At 69.1% G+C, this 15,284-nt stretch carries 15 protein-coding genes; 10 read left to right on the plus strand and 5 right to left on the minus strand.

The window, feature by feature from the left end:
- Positions 1 to 42: 42 nt before the first annotated feature.
- A complete protein-coding gene (locus CYFUS_RS15380) occupies positions 43 to 675 on the minus strand; it encodes a TetR/AcrR family transcriptional regulator (protein ID WP_095985913.1) in 633 nt (210 codons plus the stop codon).
- 129 nt (positions 676 to 804) lie between these two features.
- On the opposite strand from CYFUS_RS15380, the gene CYFUS_RS15385 reads away from it, so the two are divergent.
- Positions 805 to 1,614 carry an alpha/beta fold hydrolase gene (locus CYFUS_RS15385; protein ID WP_232537575.1) on the plus strand — a complete coding sequence of 270 codons (810 nt, stop codon included), beginning with the start codon at positions 805 to 807 and terminating at the stop codon, positions 1,612 to 1,614.
- A gap of 118 nt (positions 1,615 to 1,732) precedes the next feature.
- Positions 1,733 to 2,362 (plus strand): DedA family protein, encoded by a 630-nt coding sequence (locus CYFUS_RS15390; protein ID WP_157758456.1) that lies wholly within the window; start codon positions 1,733 to 1,735, stop codon positions 2,360 to 2,362.
- Between the two features lie 10 nt (positions 2,363 to 2,372).
- On the opposite strand, the gene CYFUS_RS15395 is transcribed toward CYFUS_RS15390, so the two are convergent.
- Positions 2,373 to 3,332, minus strand: coding sequence for a sensor histidine kinase (locus CYFUS_RS15395; RefSeq protein ID WP_157758457.1), 960 nt, complete (start codon positions 3,330 to 3,332; stop codon positions 2,373 to 2,375).
- A 261-nt stretch (positions 3,333 to 3,593) separates the two neighbouring features.
- On the opposite strand from CYFUS_RS15395, the gene CYFUS_RS15400 reads away from it, so the two are divergent.
- The 5 genes from CYFUS_RS15400 to rpsD all read left to right on the plus strand — a co-directional run bounded on the left by CYFUS_RS15400 (position 3,594) and on the right by rpsD (position 9,375).
- Positions 3,594 to 5,669: an alginate lyase family protein gene (locus CYFUS_RS15400; protein WP_232537576.1), complete on the plus strand. Its 2,076-nt coding sequence runs from the start codon at positions 3,594 to 3,596 to the stop codon at positions 5,667 to 5,669.
- Positions 5,670 to 5,726: 57 nt separating this feature from the next.
- Complete coding sequence (locus CYFUS_RS15405) at positions 5,727 to 7,052, plus strand: nucleotide sugar dehydrogenase (RefSeq protein ID WP_095992020.1); 1,326 nt, start codon at positions 5,727 to 5,729, stop codon at positions 7,050 to 7,052.
- 173 nt (positions 7,053 to 7,225) lie between these two features.
- A complete protein-coding gene (locus CYFUS_RS15410) occupies positions 7,226 to 7,765 on the plus strand; it encodes a hypothetical protein (protein ID WP_095985916.1) in 540 nt (179 codons plus the stop codon).
- Between the two features lie 315 nt (positions 7,766 to 8,080).
- On the plus strand, positions 8,081 to 8,560 hold the full coding sequence (locus CYFUS_RS53915) for a hypothetical protein (RefSeq protein ID WP_157758458.1): 480 nt from the start codon (positions 8,081 to 8,083) through the stop codon (positions 8,558 to 8,560).
- A 182-nt stretch (positions 8,561 to 8,742) separates the two neighbouring features.
- Positions 8,743 to 9,375, plus strand: a complete 633-nt coding sequence (rpsD, locus tag CYFUS_RS15420; RefSeq protein WP_095992021.1) for a 30S ribosomal protein S4 — start codon at positions 8,743 to 8,745, stop codon at positions 9,373 to 9,375.
- Between the two features lie 23 nt (positions 9,376 to 9,398).
- On the opposite strand, the gene CYFUS_RS15425 is transcribed toward rpsD, so the two are convergent.
- Positions 9,399 to 10,157: an SDR family oxidoreductase gene (locus tag CYFUS_RS15425; RefSeq protein ID WP_095985918.1), complete on the minus strand. Its 759-nt coding sequence runs from the start codon at positions 10,155 to 10,157 to the stop codon at positions 9,399 to 9,401.
- 100 nt (positions 10,158 to 10,257) lie between these two features.
- Between CYFUS_RS15425 and CYFUS_RS15430 the strand changes: the two genes are divergently transcribed.
- Positions 10,258 to 11,991 (plus strand): TldD/PmbA family protein, encoded by a 1,734-nt coding sequence (locus CYFUS_RS15430; protein WP_095985919.1) that lies wholly within the window; start codon positions 10,258 to 10,260, stop codon positions 11,989 to 11,991.
- A gap of 137 nt (positions 11,992 to 12,128) precedes the next feature.
- On the opposite strand, the gene CYFUS_RS15435 is transcribed toward CYFUS_RS15430, so the two are convergent.
- Entirely contained in the window at positions 12,129 to 13,100 is a 972-nt protein-coding gene (locus CYFUS_RS15435; protein WP_095985920.1) for a hypothetical protein, read from the minus strand.
- Positions 13,101 to 13,257: 157 nt separating this feature from the next.
- Between CYFUS_RS15435 and CYFUS_RS50595 the strand changes: the two genes are divergently transcribed.
- The gene (locus CYFUS_RS50595) at positions 13,258 to 13,482 is read left to right on the plus strand and encodes a hypothetical protein (protein WP_043428958.1); all 225 of its coding nucleotides are present in this window, start codon (positions 13,258 to 13,260) and stop codon (positions 13,480 to 13,482) included.
- A gap of 149 nt (positions 13,483 to 13,631) precedes the next feature.
- Here CYFUS_RS50595 and CYFUS_RS15440 read toward each other — a convergent pair whose 3' ends face one another.
- Positions 13,632 to 14,342 carry a hypothetical protein gene (locus tag CYFUS_RS15440; RefSeq protein WP_157758459.1) on the minus strand — a complete coding sequence of 237 codons (711 nt, stop codon included), beginning with the start codon at positions 14,340 to 14,342 and terminating at the stop codon, positions 13,632 to 13,634.
- A 532-nt stretch (positions 14,343 to 14,874) separates the two neighbouring features.
- Here CYFUS_RS15440 and CYFUS_RS15450 point away from each other — a divergent pair.
- Positions 14,875 to 15,246 (plus strand): hypothetical protein, encoded by a 372-nt coding sequence (locus CYFUS_RS15450; protein ID WP_095985922.1) that lies wholly within the window; start codon positions 14,875 to 14,877, stop codon positions 15,244 to 15,246.
- Positions 15,247 to 15,284: the final 38 nt, after the last annotated feature.

Here is a 15,284-nt window from a genome sequence, read left to right on the forward strand (position 1 = left end):
CACGCGGCGGCGCCTTCTGGTGGGCGCGGAGGTGCTGCTCCGTCAGCGTCCTCCCAGCATGCGGAGCGCCAGCTCGGCGTGGATATCGGCGAGGGTGTCGACCTCGAGCGAGCCATCCGGCTCGTACCAGTACGGGATGCGCACCCCCATCGCGGAGATCGCCGCCGCGGTCGCGACCGCGTGGGGAGGAGAGAACCGTCCCATCGCCACACCCCGTTCGATCACCTCGAGCAGGAAGGCGGCGGATTGGTTTCGCAGCGCCACCGCCGGTGCGGCGAGCTCGGGTGGCAGGGCGTGGCTCTCCTCATTCACCACGACTGACAGCTGCGGGTGGGTCGCATGCATGACGGTGTGGGCCCGGATGAGCGCTCGTACCTGTGCCTCCGGTTCGTTGCCCGCGCCCAGCAACGCCTTGCGGAGCGCCTGGTGGTGCGCCTCGTGGCCGAGCTGGACGAGTTCCGCCAGGATGTGCTCCTTGGAGGGGAAGTGCGCATAGAGCGCGCTCGGCTGTAGCTCCAGCGCCTTCGCGACATCCCGGATCGACGTGCCATGAAACCCCTGGCCCGCGAAGAGCCGCAGGGCCATCTCCAACACCCGCCGCCGGGTGCCGTCGGGCACCGTCGTGGGCAGGGTCGCCTTCTGGACCTGTAGACGTGACCGGGGAAGGGAGCGCATGAATCGCCTTGCTGAACGATCGTTCGTTCAATTAGGGTGGATAACACATCCTGCTGGCCCTGTTCAATCGCTCGAATGGGAGATCGATCGTACAGGAGCCCATTGGAACCCGAGGCCCCGTCCATGCCCATGATTCGGCTTGATGACCTGTCCCTGCACCTCGAGGAGTCCGGTGCGGGAGAGCCTGTATTGCTCCTCCATGGGCTTGGCTCCTCGGGGCGGGATTGGGAGTTCGTCGCGCCTGGGCTCGCGACGCATCACCGGATCCTCGTTCCGGATGTCCGGGGCCACGGGCGCAGCGACAAACCGGCGGGGGCCTACGGGGTGCCGCTCTTCGCCCGGGACATGGCCGCCCTCTGCGCACGCCTGGGCGTCACCCGTGTGCATGTGGTCGGGCTCTCGATGGGAGGCATGATTGGCTTTCAGCTCGCGGTGGAGTGCCCGGCGCTCGTGCGCAGCCTGACCGTCATCAACAGCGGACCCGACATGGTTCCGCGGACACCCGGCATGCGGCTCATGTTCGCCACGCGGATGCTGCTGTTGAAGACGCTCGGACCGAGGATGCTGGCCAGGCTGATCGCGCCGAAGCTCTTTCCCAAGCCGGAACAGGCGGAACTGCGGCGGCGGGTCGAGGAGTCCATTGGCTCGAACGAGCCAGACGCCTACCAGCGTGCGACGCGTGGGCTCGTTGGCTGGAGCGTTCTGGAGCGTCTGAAGGAGATCTCCTGTCCGGTCCTGGTCCTCGCCTCCGACCACGACTACACGCCGCTGTCCGCGAAGAAGGCGTATGCCAGTCTCCTCGCGAACGCTCGCCTCCAGGAGTTGAGGGACTCGCGTCACGCGGCGCCGATCGATCAGCCCGGGCAGATCCTCGAGGCGGTGAAGGGCTTCTTCGCCGAGGTCGAGGGACCGGCTCGCGGCGAGCGGCGCGTGGGCTGAACCACGGGAGGTGTCGGACTGTCCATGGGTGCATGGGCAGGCGAGGGAACGGTCTCGGGGGTCACTCCCTTTTCCCGGCCCCGGGGAATGTCCACCTTGTGGCCGGTCAGGAGGCACGGTGGAAGAGCAGATCGCCCTGTGGATCGCCGGTTTCTCGTATCCCGCCGTCTTCCTGCTGCTCGTGCTGTGCGGAGTGGGTGCGCCGCTGAGCGAGGAGCTGGTCGTCCTCACCGGAGGGCTGGTGGTCGCGCGCAGCGGCGCGAGCTTTCCCCTCATGGTGCTCGCCGCCTGGCTGGGCATCCTCGCCGGAGACAGCGCGCTGTACCGGATCGGCTACGCGCTCGGCCCTCGGGTCTTCTCCCATCCGAGGCTGGCCAGGATGTTGCCGCCCGCCCGCGTCACGCTCCTGCAGGAGATGTACATGAAGCGCGGGCCCATGGCGGTGTGGCTCGCGCGCTTCCTGCCCGGGTTGCGCGCTCCGGCCTTCCTGCTCGCGGGCGCCACGCGGCTGCCCTACCGCCAGTTCGTCCTGGCCGATGGCTCCGCCGCCTGGATTCCGGCCCTGGGCATGACCTGGCTGGGCATGCGCTTCGGTCCCCGGGTGCTCGCGGATGTGCAGGGCGGGCTGCGCTGGCTGCTCGCGCTCGTATTCGCCGTGGGTGTGGCCGTGCTCGTGCGCCGCTGGTTCCGGCAGCGCGCCGCGCTTCGGGCCGCGCGCATTCTCGGCACTCCCGAGCAGGAGGCCTGAGCCTCCGCCTTCACTCCGGCAGGCGTGGCAACAGGACGGTCAGCTCGAGCCCCGTGTCCTCCTGCGCCACCGAGACCTGACCCTCCGCCCGGCGCGCGAGCCTCTCCAGCGAGGCCTGGGCGCGGGGAAGGGGAGGGCGGACGACCTGGGCCTGGACGCGCAGCCGCCACTGCCGCGCTCCCTCTGGGAGATCCACCCGCATCACCGTCTCCGAGGCGCCCGCGCCCGTCAGCAGCCGCTCCAGGGCCCGCACCATCAACCCCAGGGTCATCCGGGGAGCCCGCACGCGCATGGGCTCCTCGGGCAGCTCCAACCTCGCGGCGCACGGCCGTCCGGGACCGAAGGCCGCGCTCAACAGGGACCGTCCATCTACCGCGGGAGGGCCATCGCCCCGGTGCCGCCGCTGGAGCCGGGTGTTGAGATCTCCCGCGGACTGGCGCATGCGCTCCAGGTAGCGCTTCATGGGCGGGCTGAGCTCCCCGGCCATGCCCTTCATCATCATCTCCACGTAGCCCTGGAGCACCAGCAGGGGCGTCCTCATGTCATGGGCCGCGCGAGACCAGGCGCGCTCCCTCGCGGCGAGCTGCTCCACGAGCCGCAGCCGCTCCTGACGCAGCCTCTTCTGCTCGGCCCGGGCCGCGTCCTCGCGCGCCAGGGACGCCAGCAGCGCGTCGCCCAGCCCCGTCAGCCGCGTGAGGTGCTGACGCAGGAGTTGATCCCGGCAGGGCTCGCCGAGCACCAGCACCGCGCGCCCCTCGTGGAAGCGCTGCCAGGGATGGGCCCGGGCCGGCGCGGGAGGCTCCTGGCCGCGCAGCGCGATCCGAAGCTCCTGTTCATGCAAGGCGGCCCCGCCCGTCCCCGTGAGGCCAACGGCCGCCTCCACGAGGGCGTTCAAGCCCGCTCTCGCGCCGTGGTGCAGCGCCTGCTCGGCGATCGCCGACAACAGCCGCTCCACCCCGGAGGCGCCCACGCCCCTTCCCGCCTCTTGCCCGCTCCAAGCACCGTCCAGCACATCCAGAGGAATGGGCATGGCGCGGGGTGGACGCAATGCTCCTTCTTCAGGGAACTCGGGGAGCCAGGGAATGAAAACCTTTCCACTCCCGTGGGCCTCCACCTCCCACTTTTTTACCGGCCTCCGGGGCGCACCCTGGCCCCCGGTGCGGCTCCTTCCCTCGGAAAAACGGGTGGCAGGCCAATTGCTAATGATGCGTCCGGCAAGGAACGGAGCGCGATGAGCACGCTGAGCTACTACTCGACGATCGCAAGGCTGGCACCCGCTGGGCTCGCCCGAGGCATGGTGCGCCGGGTCCACGGGGTGGCGCGGCAGGCGCTCTACAAGAAGCGCGAGCGGCTCGACGAGCGGGGGCTGCTGGCGGCCTTCGGCGTGGACTCGGCGGAGGCGCTGGCCGACCGGGCATTGGAGGTGGGGGCGGGGGGCGCCTGGTGTGACGTGGCGCGGCGGGCCTCCGTGTTGGAGGCGCTCGCGCGCATGCCGGGGGCGGCGGAGCGGGCGCTGGCGCGGGCCCGGGCCGCGTTCCGGGGCGAGTTCGACGTCTTCGGCACGCACGTGTGCTTTGGCGAGGGCCAGCCGGTGGACTGGTCCCTGGACGTGGGCAGCGGGTACCGCTACCCGGTGGTGCCGGTGGAGAGCCTGAAGCTGGCGCAGCCGGGAGTGGATCCGAAGTACCCGTGGGAGCTGGGGCGGCTGGATTGCCTCGTGGCGCTCGGCCAGGGCTACTGGGTGGAGCGCGAGGAGGCCGCGCGCCGTGCCTTCGCGCGCGACTTCGTGGCGCGCACGCTGGACTTCCTCCAGGCCAACCCCGTGGGCGAGGGCGTGCACTGGACGTGCGCCATGGAGGTGGCGCTGCGCGGGGCCAACCTGGCGCAGGCGCTGTGGATGTTCGCGGATGCGCCCGAGGCGCGCCGGCCGGAGTTCCTCGTGCCGGTGTTGCAGGCGCTCGCCGAGCACTGTGCCTGGGTGGAGACGCACCTGGAGGATGGGGGCGCGGTGCCCAACAACCACCTCGTCTCCAACCACGTGGGCCTGCTCGTGGTGGGGCTGCTCTTTCCCCGGTTGCCGGACGCGCCGAGGCAGGTGGCGCTGGCGGCGGCGGGGCTGCGCACCCAGGTGGAGGCGCAGGTGCACGTGGACGGCAGCTCCTTCGAGGGCTCCGTGCCGTACCACCGCCTGTCGGTGGAGCTCTTCACGCTGGCCTTCGTGGTGGCGCGCTCGAAGGGCGTGGAGCTGGGCGAGGTCTACACGCAGCGCCTGCATGGCATGTTCGCGGCCTCGCGCGCGTGGTGCTCCGAGCGCGGCCTCGCGCCGCAGATTGGCGACAACGACTCGGGCCGCGTCTTCCCCTTCCGGGAGCGGGAGCCCCGCGAGCAGGGCTACCTGGTGCCGTTGGGCGCCGCGCTCCTGGGCGATGCGTCCCTGGCCGAGGGCGAGTATCCGGACGAGGCGGCGTGGCTGCTCGGGCAGCCGGGGCTGGCTCTCTTCCAGGCCCTCCCGGCCGCGCCGCCCGCGGTCTCCACGGGGTTCGCCGCGGGTGGCTTCCACGTGCTGCGTGGCGCGGGCGCGGTGGTGACGGTGAGTGCCGGGGCCCAGGGGCAGGGCGGGGTGGGAGGGCACAGCCACAACGACAAGCTTTCCTTCGAGCTGCACCTGGACGGGCGCCCCGTCATCGTGGATCCCGGCACGGGCACGTACACGCGCGATCCCTCGGTGCGCAATGCCCTGCGCTCCACGGCCTCGCACAACACGCCGCAGGTGGATGGCATGGAGCAGGCGCGGCTGGAAGCGCACCGCCTGTTCGCGCTGCCCGAGGCGGCGCGGGCGCGCGTCGAGGTGTTCCAGACGGGTTCCGGGTTGGATCGCCTCATCGCGCGGCATGATGGCTACCGCCTGCTGTCCTCTCCCGTGGGCGTGGAGCGCACCTTCGTGCTCGACAAGCGCGAGCGCGCGCTGGGCGTCAGTGATTCTTTCGTGGGGGTGGGGCTTCACGAAGTGGTGAGCCGGATCCACCTTCCGGACCGTGAGGCGAGGGTGCGCGAGCCCACGGCCGGAGAGCTGGCGCGGGCGCTGCGAGTCCCCCAGGCCCCGCGGACTTTCGAACCGCTCGCGGTGGAGCTGGGGCCAGAAGGCTCTCCCGTGGCGGTGGTGCTCTTCGAGCGGGGTGTGAGCCCGCGGCTGGAGACGTCCCGGTACTCACCGGGCTACGGGCTCCTGGTGGAGTCGCGGGTGGTGGTGTTCGGAGCGCGGTTGTCGCCTCCGGCGTGGCTGCGGTGGGTGGTTGTTTTCGGGTGATGGTCTTGGATGGGCATGACGGGAAGACCCGCATGCCCTCAGGTGGAGGGTGAGAAGATGCGCGTTATGGTGAGCCCGTTGCTGACCCGGATCCGTCGGCGTGAGGCGAAGGTGGGCGTGGTGGGAATGGGCTACGTGGGTCTCCCGCTGGGCATGGCCTTCGCGGAGGCGGGGTTCCCGGTGACGGGGCTGGATGTGGACACCCGCAAGGTGGAGAGCATCGGCAAGGGTGAGAGCTACATCAAGCACATCAAGAGCGAGCCCCTCAAGGAGCTGACCCAGGCGGGCAAGCTCACGGCCACCACGGATTTCGCCAAGGCGAAGGAGCTCGACTGCATCATCATCTGCGTGCCCACGCCGCTCACCGCGTCGCGTGAGCCGGACATGAGCTACATCATCAAGACGGGCGAGGCGCTCGCGCCGCACGTGCGCGAGGGCCAGCTCTTCATCCTCGAGTCCACCACGTACCCGGGCACCACGGACGAGGTGCTCAAGCCCCTGCTGGAGAAGGGCGGCCTCAAGGCGGGCGTGGACTTCCACCTGGCGTTCAGCCCCGAGCGCGAGGATCCGGGCAACAAGAACTTCAACACCAAGACGATTCCGAAGATCGTCGGTGGGCATACGCCCGCGTGCCTCGAGGTGGCCCAGGCGCTCTACTCGAGCGCCCTCAAGGACACGGTGCCCGTGTCGAGCACCCGCGTGGCGGAGCTGGCCAAGCTGCTGGAGAACATCTTCCGCTGCGTGAACATCGCCATGGTCAACGAGATGAAGATGCTCTGCGACCGCATGAACATCGACGTGTGGGAGGTCATCCAGGCCGCCAGCACCAAGCCCTTCGGCTTCATGCCCTTCACACCGGGCCCGGGCCTGGGCGGGCACTGCATCCCCATCGATCCGTTCTACCTCACGTGGAAGGCGCGCGAGTACGAGTTCCACACCAAGTTCATCGAGCTGGCGGGCGAGGTGAACCAGCAGATGCCCTACTACGTGGTGCAGCGCACCATGGAGGCGCTCAACAAGGTCAAGAAGACGCTCAACGGCTCCAAGGTGCTCTGCATCGGCGCGGCGTACAAGAAGGACATCGACGACATGCGCGAGAGCCCGAGCCTGCGCGTCATCACCCTGCTCAAGGGCACGGGCGCCGAGGTGGACTACCACGATCCGTACGTGCCCAGGCTGGAGGAGGGCCACGGCTTCAACTTCAGCATGAAGTCCGTGCCGCTCACCCCCGAGACGCTCGCCGGTTATGACGCGGTGCTCATCCTCACCGACCACTCGAACATCGACTACGCCGAGGTGGTCAAGCACTCCGGCGTCGTCGTCGACACGCGCAACGCCTGCAAGAACGTGGGCCCCGGGCGTGAGAAGGTGACCAAGGCCTAGTTTGACACGAGCGGATGGCGCGAGGCGCCGTCCGCGCGCGTGGATGGCCCCGGGGAGACGCCTCGAGGAGGGGGGTCACCCCGGGGTCTGCTCGTTTCGGGCGTGGCGGATGACTTGAGGAGTCACATGCGTGCGTGCTTGACTGCGCCGTCCCAGTTCTGTGGAGGCTCTTCATGGCTCGCGGCAATCTCGCTCCCGGCGTCGAGGTCCAGGGTCCCATCATCCAGGCCTTGATCTCCTCCGTGGAGATCGTGAGGCCCGAGGTGCTGCGCATCCTGGCCTCGCATGGGATTTCGACCGCCTCGCCCCGGCCGTGCTACCCCCTTCCGGATGTCCTGCGCTGCCTGGAGGACATCCAGGGGCGGGTGGGCCGCGTCACCGTGCGCGCCATCGGCCAGCAGGTTCCCCGGCACACGGCTTATCCGCCCCACATCACCAGCTTCGCGATGGCCCTGTTCCTGATGAACAAGGCCTACCGCACCAACCACCAGGGCGCGCAAGACATCGGTGGCTACCACCACGAGCCCGTGGACGGGCGGTCCTCGCGCATGCGGTGTGACAATCCCTATCCCTGCGACTTCAACCAGGGCGTGCTGGAGGGTCTCCACGCGCGCTTCACGGGCCAGGGCTCGCTGCGGCTGCGCATCGACCACGAGTCCGAGGACTGCCGCGCCCGGGGCGCCACCACATGCACCTACCGTCTCAAGTGGTGAGCGGGCCGGGTGGCGCCGTGTGTTTCGTTTCGTGGATATGGAGTGTGCTCACGACATGAGGGAGCGGTCTTCCCCGCGGTGAAGTGGTTCAATCCCGTGCATTTCTTCGAGGATGCTTTTCCGCGAAGTGCGCGATGCAAGGGGATTGGAATGTCGCGAGTCACTCAGCTTCTACTGGCGATTCTACTCCTCGGCACGGGATGCAGACCGGGGGCACAAGGTGAACCAGGGCCGCAGGGGGTGGCGGGGGAGCCAGGACCCATGGGGCCGCAGGGGCCAGTGGGGCCGCAGGGGGTGGCGGGGGAGCGAGGACCCATGGGGCCGCAGGGGCCAGTGGGGCCGCAGGGGCCGGTGGGCCCCGCCGGGCCTCCCGGCTCCTCCGTGCCGTTCGTCTCCGTCCGGACGACGCTCGTCTACACGAATCAGACGAAGGACCTGGAGCCCTCGGAAACGCCCAAGCTCCTCAGGACGCTGGGCACCTTCACCAAGGAGTTTCCAAACACCGTGATTGAAGTCACCTGGCAGTCGCACATCCGGACGGAGGGGGATGGCGGCTACTGCAGCTTCGACGTCCGCATCGATGGTGAGCCGATGCCCGTGCCGTCCGGCCTGTGGCTCGGTGCAACGCTCCACGATGCGCATGATGCGCCGGTGAACCTGTACCTGGAGTTCCCTGGCCTCGCACCCGGCGCGCACGAGGTGTCGCTCTGGGCTCGTGGCGTGAATGGCGCCACGGCTTGCATCGACAACCACGGGAACTTCCTGAGGACGGTCCACATCGTCGAGACGTACTAGGTCCGCCGGCGGGACGACGGCGGAGACGGCCAGCCGGAGGGCCCGGGGCGTCCGATGCCCCCCGCACGAGGCCTCGGGTGCCTCCGTCGCCCTTGACGGCGGGCCTCCATGTCCTGTAATTGAGAATGATACTGATTCTCAATTTCATCTGGCGGGACGCGCCAGATGAGGAGGAGTGGGACGTGGCACGAGATACGGGACCTCGCGGCAGGGCGTGCCGTCGGTTGGGGGTAGCGCTGTCGAACATCTCCGCGAAGGATCCGGACAAGGATCCGGTGTTGCGTCGGCCGTATCCCCCCGGGCAGCACGGGGCGGCGTCCAAGCCCTCGGTGAGCGACTTCGGGCGGCGGTTGCGCGAGAAGCAGAAGCTCAAGCTGTTCTACGGGCTGCTGGAGAGTCAGTGCCGCCGGGCGTTCCTGGAGGCGCGCCGCTCGCCGGGCAATACGGGCACGGTGTTGCTGCAACAGCTGGAGAGCCGCCTGGACGTGGTGCTGCTGCGCGCGGGGTTGGCGACGAGCATCCGCCAGGCGCGGCAGTTCGTGCGCCACGGCTACGTCCAGGTGGACGGGGTGCGCACGAACATCCCCAGCTTCCGGCTGCGGCCGGGCCATGAGGTGCGCTTCGGCCAGAACCACCGGGAGCTGCCGGTCGTGCGCAACAGCTTCGAGCGGATGAAGGGCCGGATCGTTCCGGCCCACCTCGCGGTGGTGGAGGAGGGGCGGGGCGTGCGCTACACGCGCGTGCCCGAGCGCGAGGAGATTCCCGTGGACGTCAACGTGCCTTTCATCGTCGAGTTCTACGCGCAGCGCGCGTGAGCGCCGGACGCTCGGGGGGAGCGTCAGGCGTCCCGGGGCGCGCCGGTGTCCGGCGAGGCGTAGTACGCGAGCACCTCCCGGACGTGCTCGGGCCGCGTGTACACGTCGCCGCGGGGCCGCTCGATGAGCTCCTGGATGACGGCGGCGACCTCCTCGGCGCTCTGGGCTCCGGGAATGGCGCGCGAGTCGGGTCCCCCGCCGAGCGCGTTGTCGCCGAAGTCGGTGGCCACCGGGCCCGGGAGTACGGCGGACACGTGGATGCCGGGGAAGCGCTCGCGCACCTCCTGCCGGAGGTTGGCCGTGAGCGCGTTGAGGGCATGCTTGGCGGCGTTGTAGGCGGAGCGCTCGGCCACGTGGGGCACGCGCCCGAGCATGGACGAGACGTTGATGAGGTGCCCCGTGCCGCGCTCCTGGAAGTGCGGCAGTACCGCCTGCATGCCGTAGAGCGCCGACTTGACGTTGACGCGCATCATCTCGTCGAAGTCCTCGTCCGTGAGCGCGGAGACGGGCCGGGTGATGCCACGCCCGGCGTTGTTGACCCACACGTCCACGCGACCGAAGCGGGCGAGCGCCGCGTCGAGCACCCGCCGCACGTCCTCGCGCAGGGTGACATCCGCGGGCACGGCCAGTGCCTCGGAACCCGAGCAGGCGGCCACCCGCCGCAGTGCGGACTCACGCCGCGCGGCGAGCACCACGCGGGCACCCCGGGCTCCCAGCACCTGGGCCAGGGCGGCGCCGATGCCCGCGCTCGCGCCGGTGATGACCACGACCTTCCCTTCCACGAGACGCTCCTTTCCGGAGCACGTTGCCTCTCCGGTCCGTACCTGGCGGGTCCTCTATCGCCTCGACCCCCCAGGAGGCCAGTCGGGATAGAGTCGCGGCGTGAAAACCCGAACCTCATCCGTGCTCGTGCTGTTCGCCAGCTCCGTCTTCCTCACCGCCGCCACGCCCGCGCCGGACGCGCGCGTGTCCCTGTTGGACGCGATGGAGGAGGAGCTTCAGCGCAACCAGCGCCAGCTCAAGCTGCAGAACCACGAGCCGCCGTACTTCATCAGCTACCAGCTCAAGGACACGGAGCAGACGAGCCTCGTCGCCCGCTACGGCTCGCTCTTCCAGGACAACACCGCGCGCTACCGCCGGATGTACGTGGACACGCGCGTGGGCTCGTACGAGTTCGACAACTCGGGCCCCGAGGAATACACGTACTTCGTCGGAGGCGGACGCGGCACGAGCTACGTCGTCAACAAGGAAGGGCCGCTGGACGAATCGTCGCTGGCGCTGCGCACCGCGCTGTGGCTCGCCACGGACGAGAAGTACAAGGCCTCGCTCTCGCAGCTGCTCAAGAAGAAGGGGGAGAACGTCTACACGGTGGAGGATCCCAAGCAGCCGCCGTCCTTCTCCAAGGAGAAGCCGGTGCGCTCCATCCAGCCGCCGGTGGCCTTCCCCTTCGACCATGATCGCTGGGCGCGCGTGGCGCGCGAGCTGTCGGCGCGCTTCAAGGAGCACCCGGAGATCTTCGACTCGGAGGTGCGGGTGACGGCGGACAAGGTGGGCCGCTACTTCGTGTCCTCCGAGGGCAGCCGCATCCTCTCCGAGGAGGTGATGTATGGCGTGCACGTGACGGCGGTGACGCGCGCCGATGACGGGCAGCTCTTGGATGACTCGCGCAACTACTACGCGCCCACCGAGGCGGGGCTGCCGGACGAGAAGACGCTGGAGGCGGCGGCCACGCGCATCGTCGAGGAGCTCAAGGCGCTGCGCAAGGCGCCGGTCATCGATCCGTACACGGGGCCGGCGATCCTCGCGGCCGAGGCGGCGGGGGTGCTCTTCCACGAGGCGGTGGGGCACCGGCTGGAGGGAGACCGGCAGGATGGGGAAGGGGAGGGAAAGACGTTCCGGGGCCAGGTGGGCCGGCAGGTGCTGCCCACGTTCCTGAGCATCGTGGATGACCCGACGGTGCGCGCGCTTAAGGGCGAGCCCCTCAATGGCTTCTACGAGTACGACGAGGAGGGGGTGAAGGGGCAGCGCACGGTGCTGGTGGACAAGGGCGTGCTGCGCAACTACCTGCTGTCGCGTCGGCCCGTGGAGGGCTTCCTGCAATCCAACGGACACGGCCGCAGCCAGGGGACGGCCAAGCCGGTGGCGCGCATGGCCAACCTCATCGTCGAGTCCACGAAGCAACTGGATGACGGGGAGCTCAAGAAGCAGCTCATCGCGGAGGCGAAGCGGCAGGCCAGGCCGTATGGCCTCATCATCCGGGACATCACCGGGGGCAATACCAACACGTCGAGCTATGGCTATCAGGCGTTCAAGGGCGTGCCGCGCATGGTGTTCCGGGTGGATGTGAAGACGGGCGAGGAGACGCTGGTGCGGGGGGTGGAAATCGTGGGCACACCGCTGTCGGCGGTCAATCGCATCATGGCGACGGGCCGCAAGCAGGGGGTGTTCAACGGCTTCTGTGGCGCGGAGAGCGGCAACGTGCCGGTGTCGACGGTGGCGCCGGCCATGCTGCTGCAGGAGATCGAGCTCCAGCGGGCCGAGGAGGGCAAGGATCGGCCGCCGCTCCTGCCGAGCCCCGCGCGGGGTGGTGGCACCACGAGCGGCGCGGCGAAGTAGGTCGCGGGGCGGACAGGCTCAACCCCTGTTTGCCGGGTCCGTCCCGTGGTTGATAGGGATTGCAGGGGGTGGATGCCCATTCCTCCTGGTGACCGAGGTCCCAGGAGGACGGCTGTCATCACCTTCGTGCACTCCGCTTATTTGCTGCCCCCGAGAGGACGCTTCAGCGGCAGCACGTCGAACGGGAGGCTGAGGACCGCCTTGAAGTCCTGCACCTTGTCCGGCAGGGCACGCAGCGCCTCCCTGGTGAGCCCGCGCTCGGCGACGATGAAGACGACGGACTCGCCCTTGTAGTTGCCCGCGGCCACGCGCGCGATCCCCTTCATTCCGGTCAGGAGCCGCTGGGCCTCGGACACCGCGCCCGTGAGCGCCGCCGAGACCTGCGGGTGGTTGGCGGCGTACTCGCTCAAGAACGTTCCCACGGCCTTGCCCGCGCTGAGCAGGGTCCGGGCATCCGGCGGTCGTGACGAGCGCGTGGGCGCGGAGCTCGCCGCGGAGGAGGTCGCGGGGCTTCTCGGAGGGGCGGCTTGCCCGAGCCGCTCCGCTGCCGCGGTCCTGAGTGGAGCGGTGGAGACGGGCGCGGCGGGCGCAGTGGGGGCGGCGGTCGCGGTGGTCGCAGAGCTGCTCGATGGAGCCGCCTCACCGGTCGGCTTCTTGAGCATGGACCCGTAGACGTTGCGCTTGGGGTCAGCCTTCGCTGCCTTCTGCATCTCGGCGGTGAGCCGCTGCTCCAAGGAGCGCTGCGGGTTTCCCCCGTGGGCCTGCTCACCCTCCGGCTCCGGCTTCTTGGCCGAGTTGAGCACGAGCTGCTCGTCCATCCGCGGCAGCGCGGCGCTCGCGGAAGGGGCGGTGGTGGAACTGGCGGCGCCGCCCGGCACGGACTTCTGCGCCTCGAGGGCGGGCTTGCGCGTCTGGGGCGTGTTCGGCCCCGGGATGAAGGCCTCGACGCTGCCCTTGCCCCCGTGTGACGCATCTTCCTCGGAGTTCGACTTGAACTCCTGGCGGTCCTGCCGGTACTCCTTGAGCTTGATCAGGGCCTCGTCGCCCGCGTCCCTCCTGTCCTCCCCCTCGAGAGGCCGCTCGTCTCCCTCGAGTTCGGCCTCCTCCATCTGCTGGGTGGCGTCGGTCTTGGAGGTCTTCCCCGCCGGAGACCGGCCCCGGGCCCTGTCCGTCCGTTGTGGACCTTTCGACGAGCCGGGCAGGCGAGGAGCTCCATGCGGGGGGCGGTTTGTTTTGATCACAGTACGTGCTATTTATCAGACCCCCATGAGTGGAAGCTACGGAGTTAGTGAGTTCGATTATGGTCAGTGCCCCTGCACGGGGAATTACGAGCACCGGCTGATCGAGGTGGATGTGGTCGTGGAGCAGCGCAACGTGGTGCTCACGAACATTCCGCAAGGGGAGTGCCCCCTGTGCGGTTCCCAGGTCTACAAGATGCAGATCATGGAGCGCATCGAGACCTTGATGGCGACCGCGGAGCGCTCTTCCTGAGTGACGCGGGGGGCCGTGCCGGGTCGCCGATCAATCGACGGCCCAGCGCGACACTCGCTGTTTCTTGGAAGTCGAGACGGCACGGTTCTCATTCCTTGTGACTTGGATTGAGACCGCCTCTATCACTGGCATGAGTGCCCCATGGGTTTTCAGTGGGGATCCGTGATGACGACGGAGACGCCCGTGTCGGCGTATCGCCCCGCCTTCGTCCGCTGGTTCAGCTGGCCGGGATTGTCGTGGTTCTGCCCCGTGGCGGGATCCATGACGGTGCCATCCGGGCGCTCCAGGACGTAGCGCAACCGGTTGGGGGCGGGCTCGGGCCCGGTCGGGTGGGGGACGAAAATGACCATGCGGAGCCTGCGTTGATGGGGGCCGAGTGGCTCTTCGGGTCCGTTCTGGAGGTGAATCCTCATGGAGCGTATCTCCTCCATGATTCCCCCGCCGAACATCGCGACCAGGCTCGAGTCGATTGGGGGAACCACGTGCAGGTGGCCATCCAATTCCAGCCGGCGTATCGCTTCGATGAACCAGGTGGGGACTGACTCCCCTTCCGCCTGGAGGTCCCGCTCAGGGGGGATCCGGTTGATGAACTGAAACAAGAGACGCTCGGCTTGCGCGGGCTCGGTGTCGATCGGACAGCCATTCCAGAGCCTGGTACGTCCCAACTCCATCGCGGCACACAGCAGACCCGTCGCGCCACAGGAATGGGTGAACTCCTCTTGTTTGGCGATGCCGAGGCGATAGGCCTGAGAGGACTTGGCGCGCGAAGGACCGCTCGGCGCTGGATTCCTCCCGACGTCGTCATAGAACGAGCCTCCGTGGCGAGGCCGCAGCGGGACGTAGGCTCTGGGCGGAGGCATGAGCTTGACGGGGTCCCGCTTGGGCCGCTCGCTGTACCTGTCACGGAACCGGAAAGGGCGTGGAGGCGCTGGCGGAGGGGGTGGAGCGCCCGCCTGCGGAGGTGGATGGCCCGCCTGCGGAGGTGGATGGCCCGCCGGAGGGGCAGGAGGAGGCGGGTTGACAGCCGGGGCCGGGTCGGGCCTGTGACCCGCGCTCAGTGGATTCTTGGATGATGAGAATTCAGAGTGGCTCGTGTAGCCCGGACGGCGTTGGGGGGGGGGCTGGACCGGCTCACGTGGCGGGTGGGCTTGTTCCTGGGGGCTCGGCGCTCCCGTAGCGGGGTCGCTCGACGGGTTGGCGGGAGGAGGTGGCGAGCGCCCGTCTCTGTTGGACATGGGAAGTCCGCCTTTCTGCGGCGACCATAGCTTGAATCACGACTCGGGGAGAGCAGTCGTGAGCGCGGGTGAGGCAACCTGGGGCTGGACTCGGCGATAATGGAGACGGGACCTGTCCTCCGTGCAGGAGGGTGAGGTGATCCCTCCAGGAGGCGCCATGTCTACCATCTCCGGTCCGACCGGTCCCCGCGTGCCCACCCAGACTCCGTCCACGACACGGCAGGTCTCGGGGACGAGCTTCCTCTCGCGCGTGCAGGCGAGCACCAGCGGCGCGGCGGCCCTGTCGAAGCCGGGCAATGCTCCCCTCGTCTCTGGCCGCGAGATCGTCTCGAAGGCCGTCGCCTCCGCCCAGCAGACGGTGAAGTCCGGTTCCGCTCAAGGGACGGGGAGCGCCGCGGAGGCGGATCCCGCGCTCGATCAGCGGCAAGCCCTCCAGGAGATGTCGCGCGCGTTTCTGATGGGCAGCATCCAGTCCACCTTCGCGGGAGTCGCCCAGGCGGGCTCCATCCGTCCCGATCTGGAGGACTGAGGGCGCGGGAACGGCGGGGCGCGCTCCTCCCAGCACGA

This window comes from Cystobacter fuscus, from assembly GCF_002305875.1.
Taxonomy (GTDB): domain Bacteria; phylum Myxococcota; class Myxococcia; order Myxococcales; family Myxococcaceae; genus Cystobacter; species Cystobacter fuscus_A.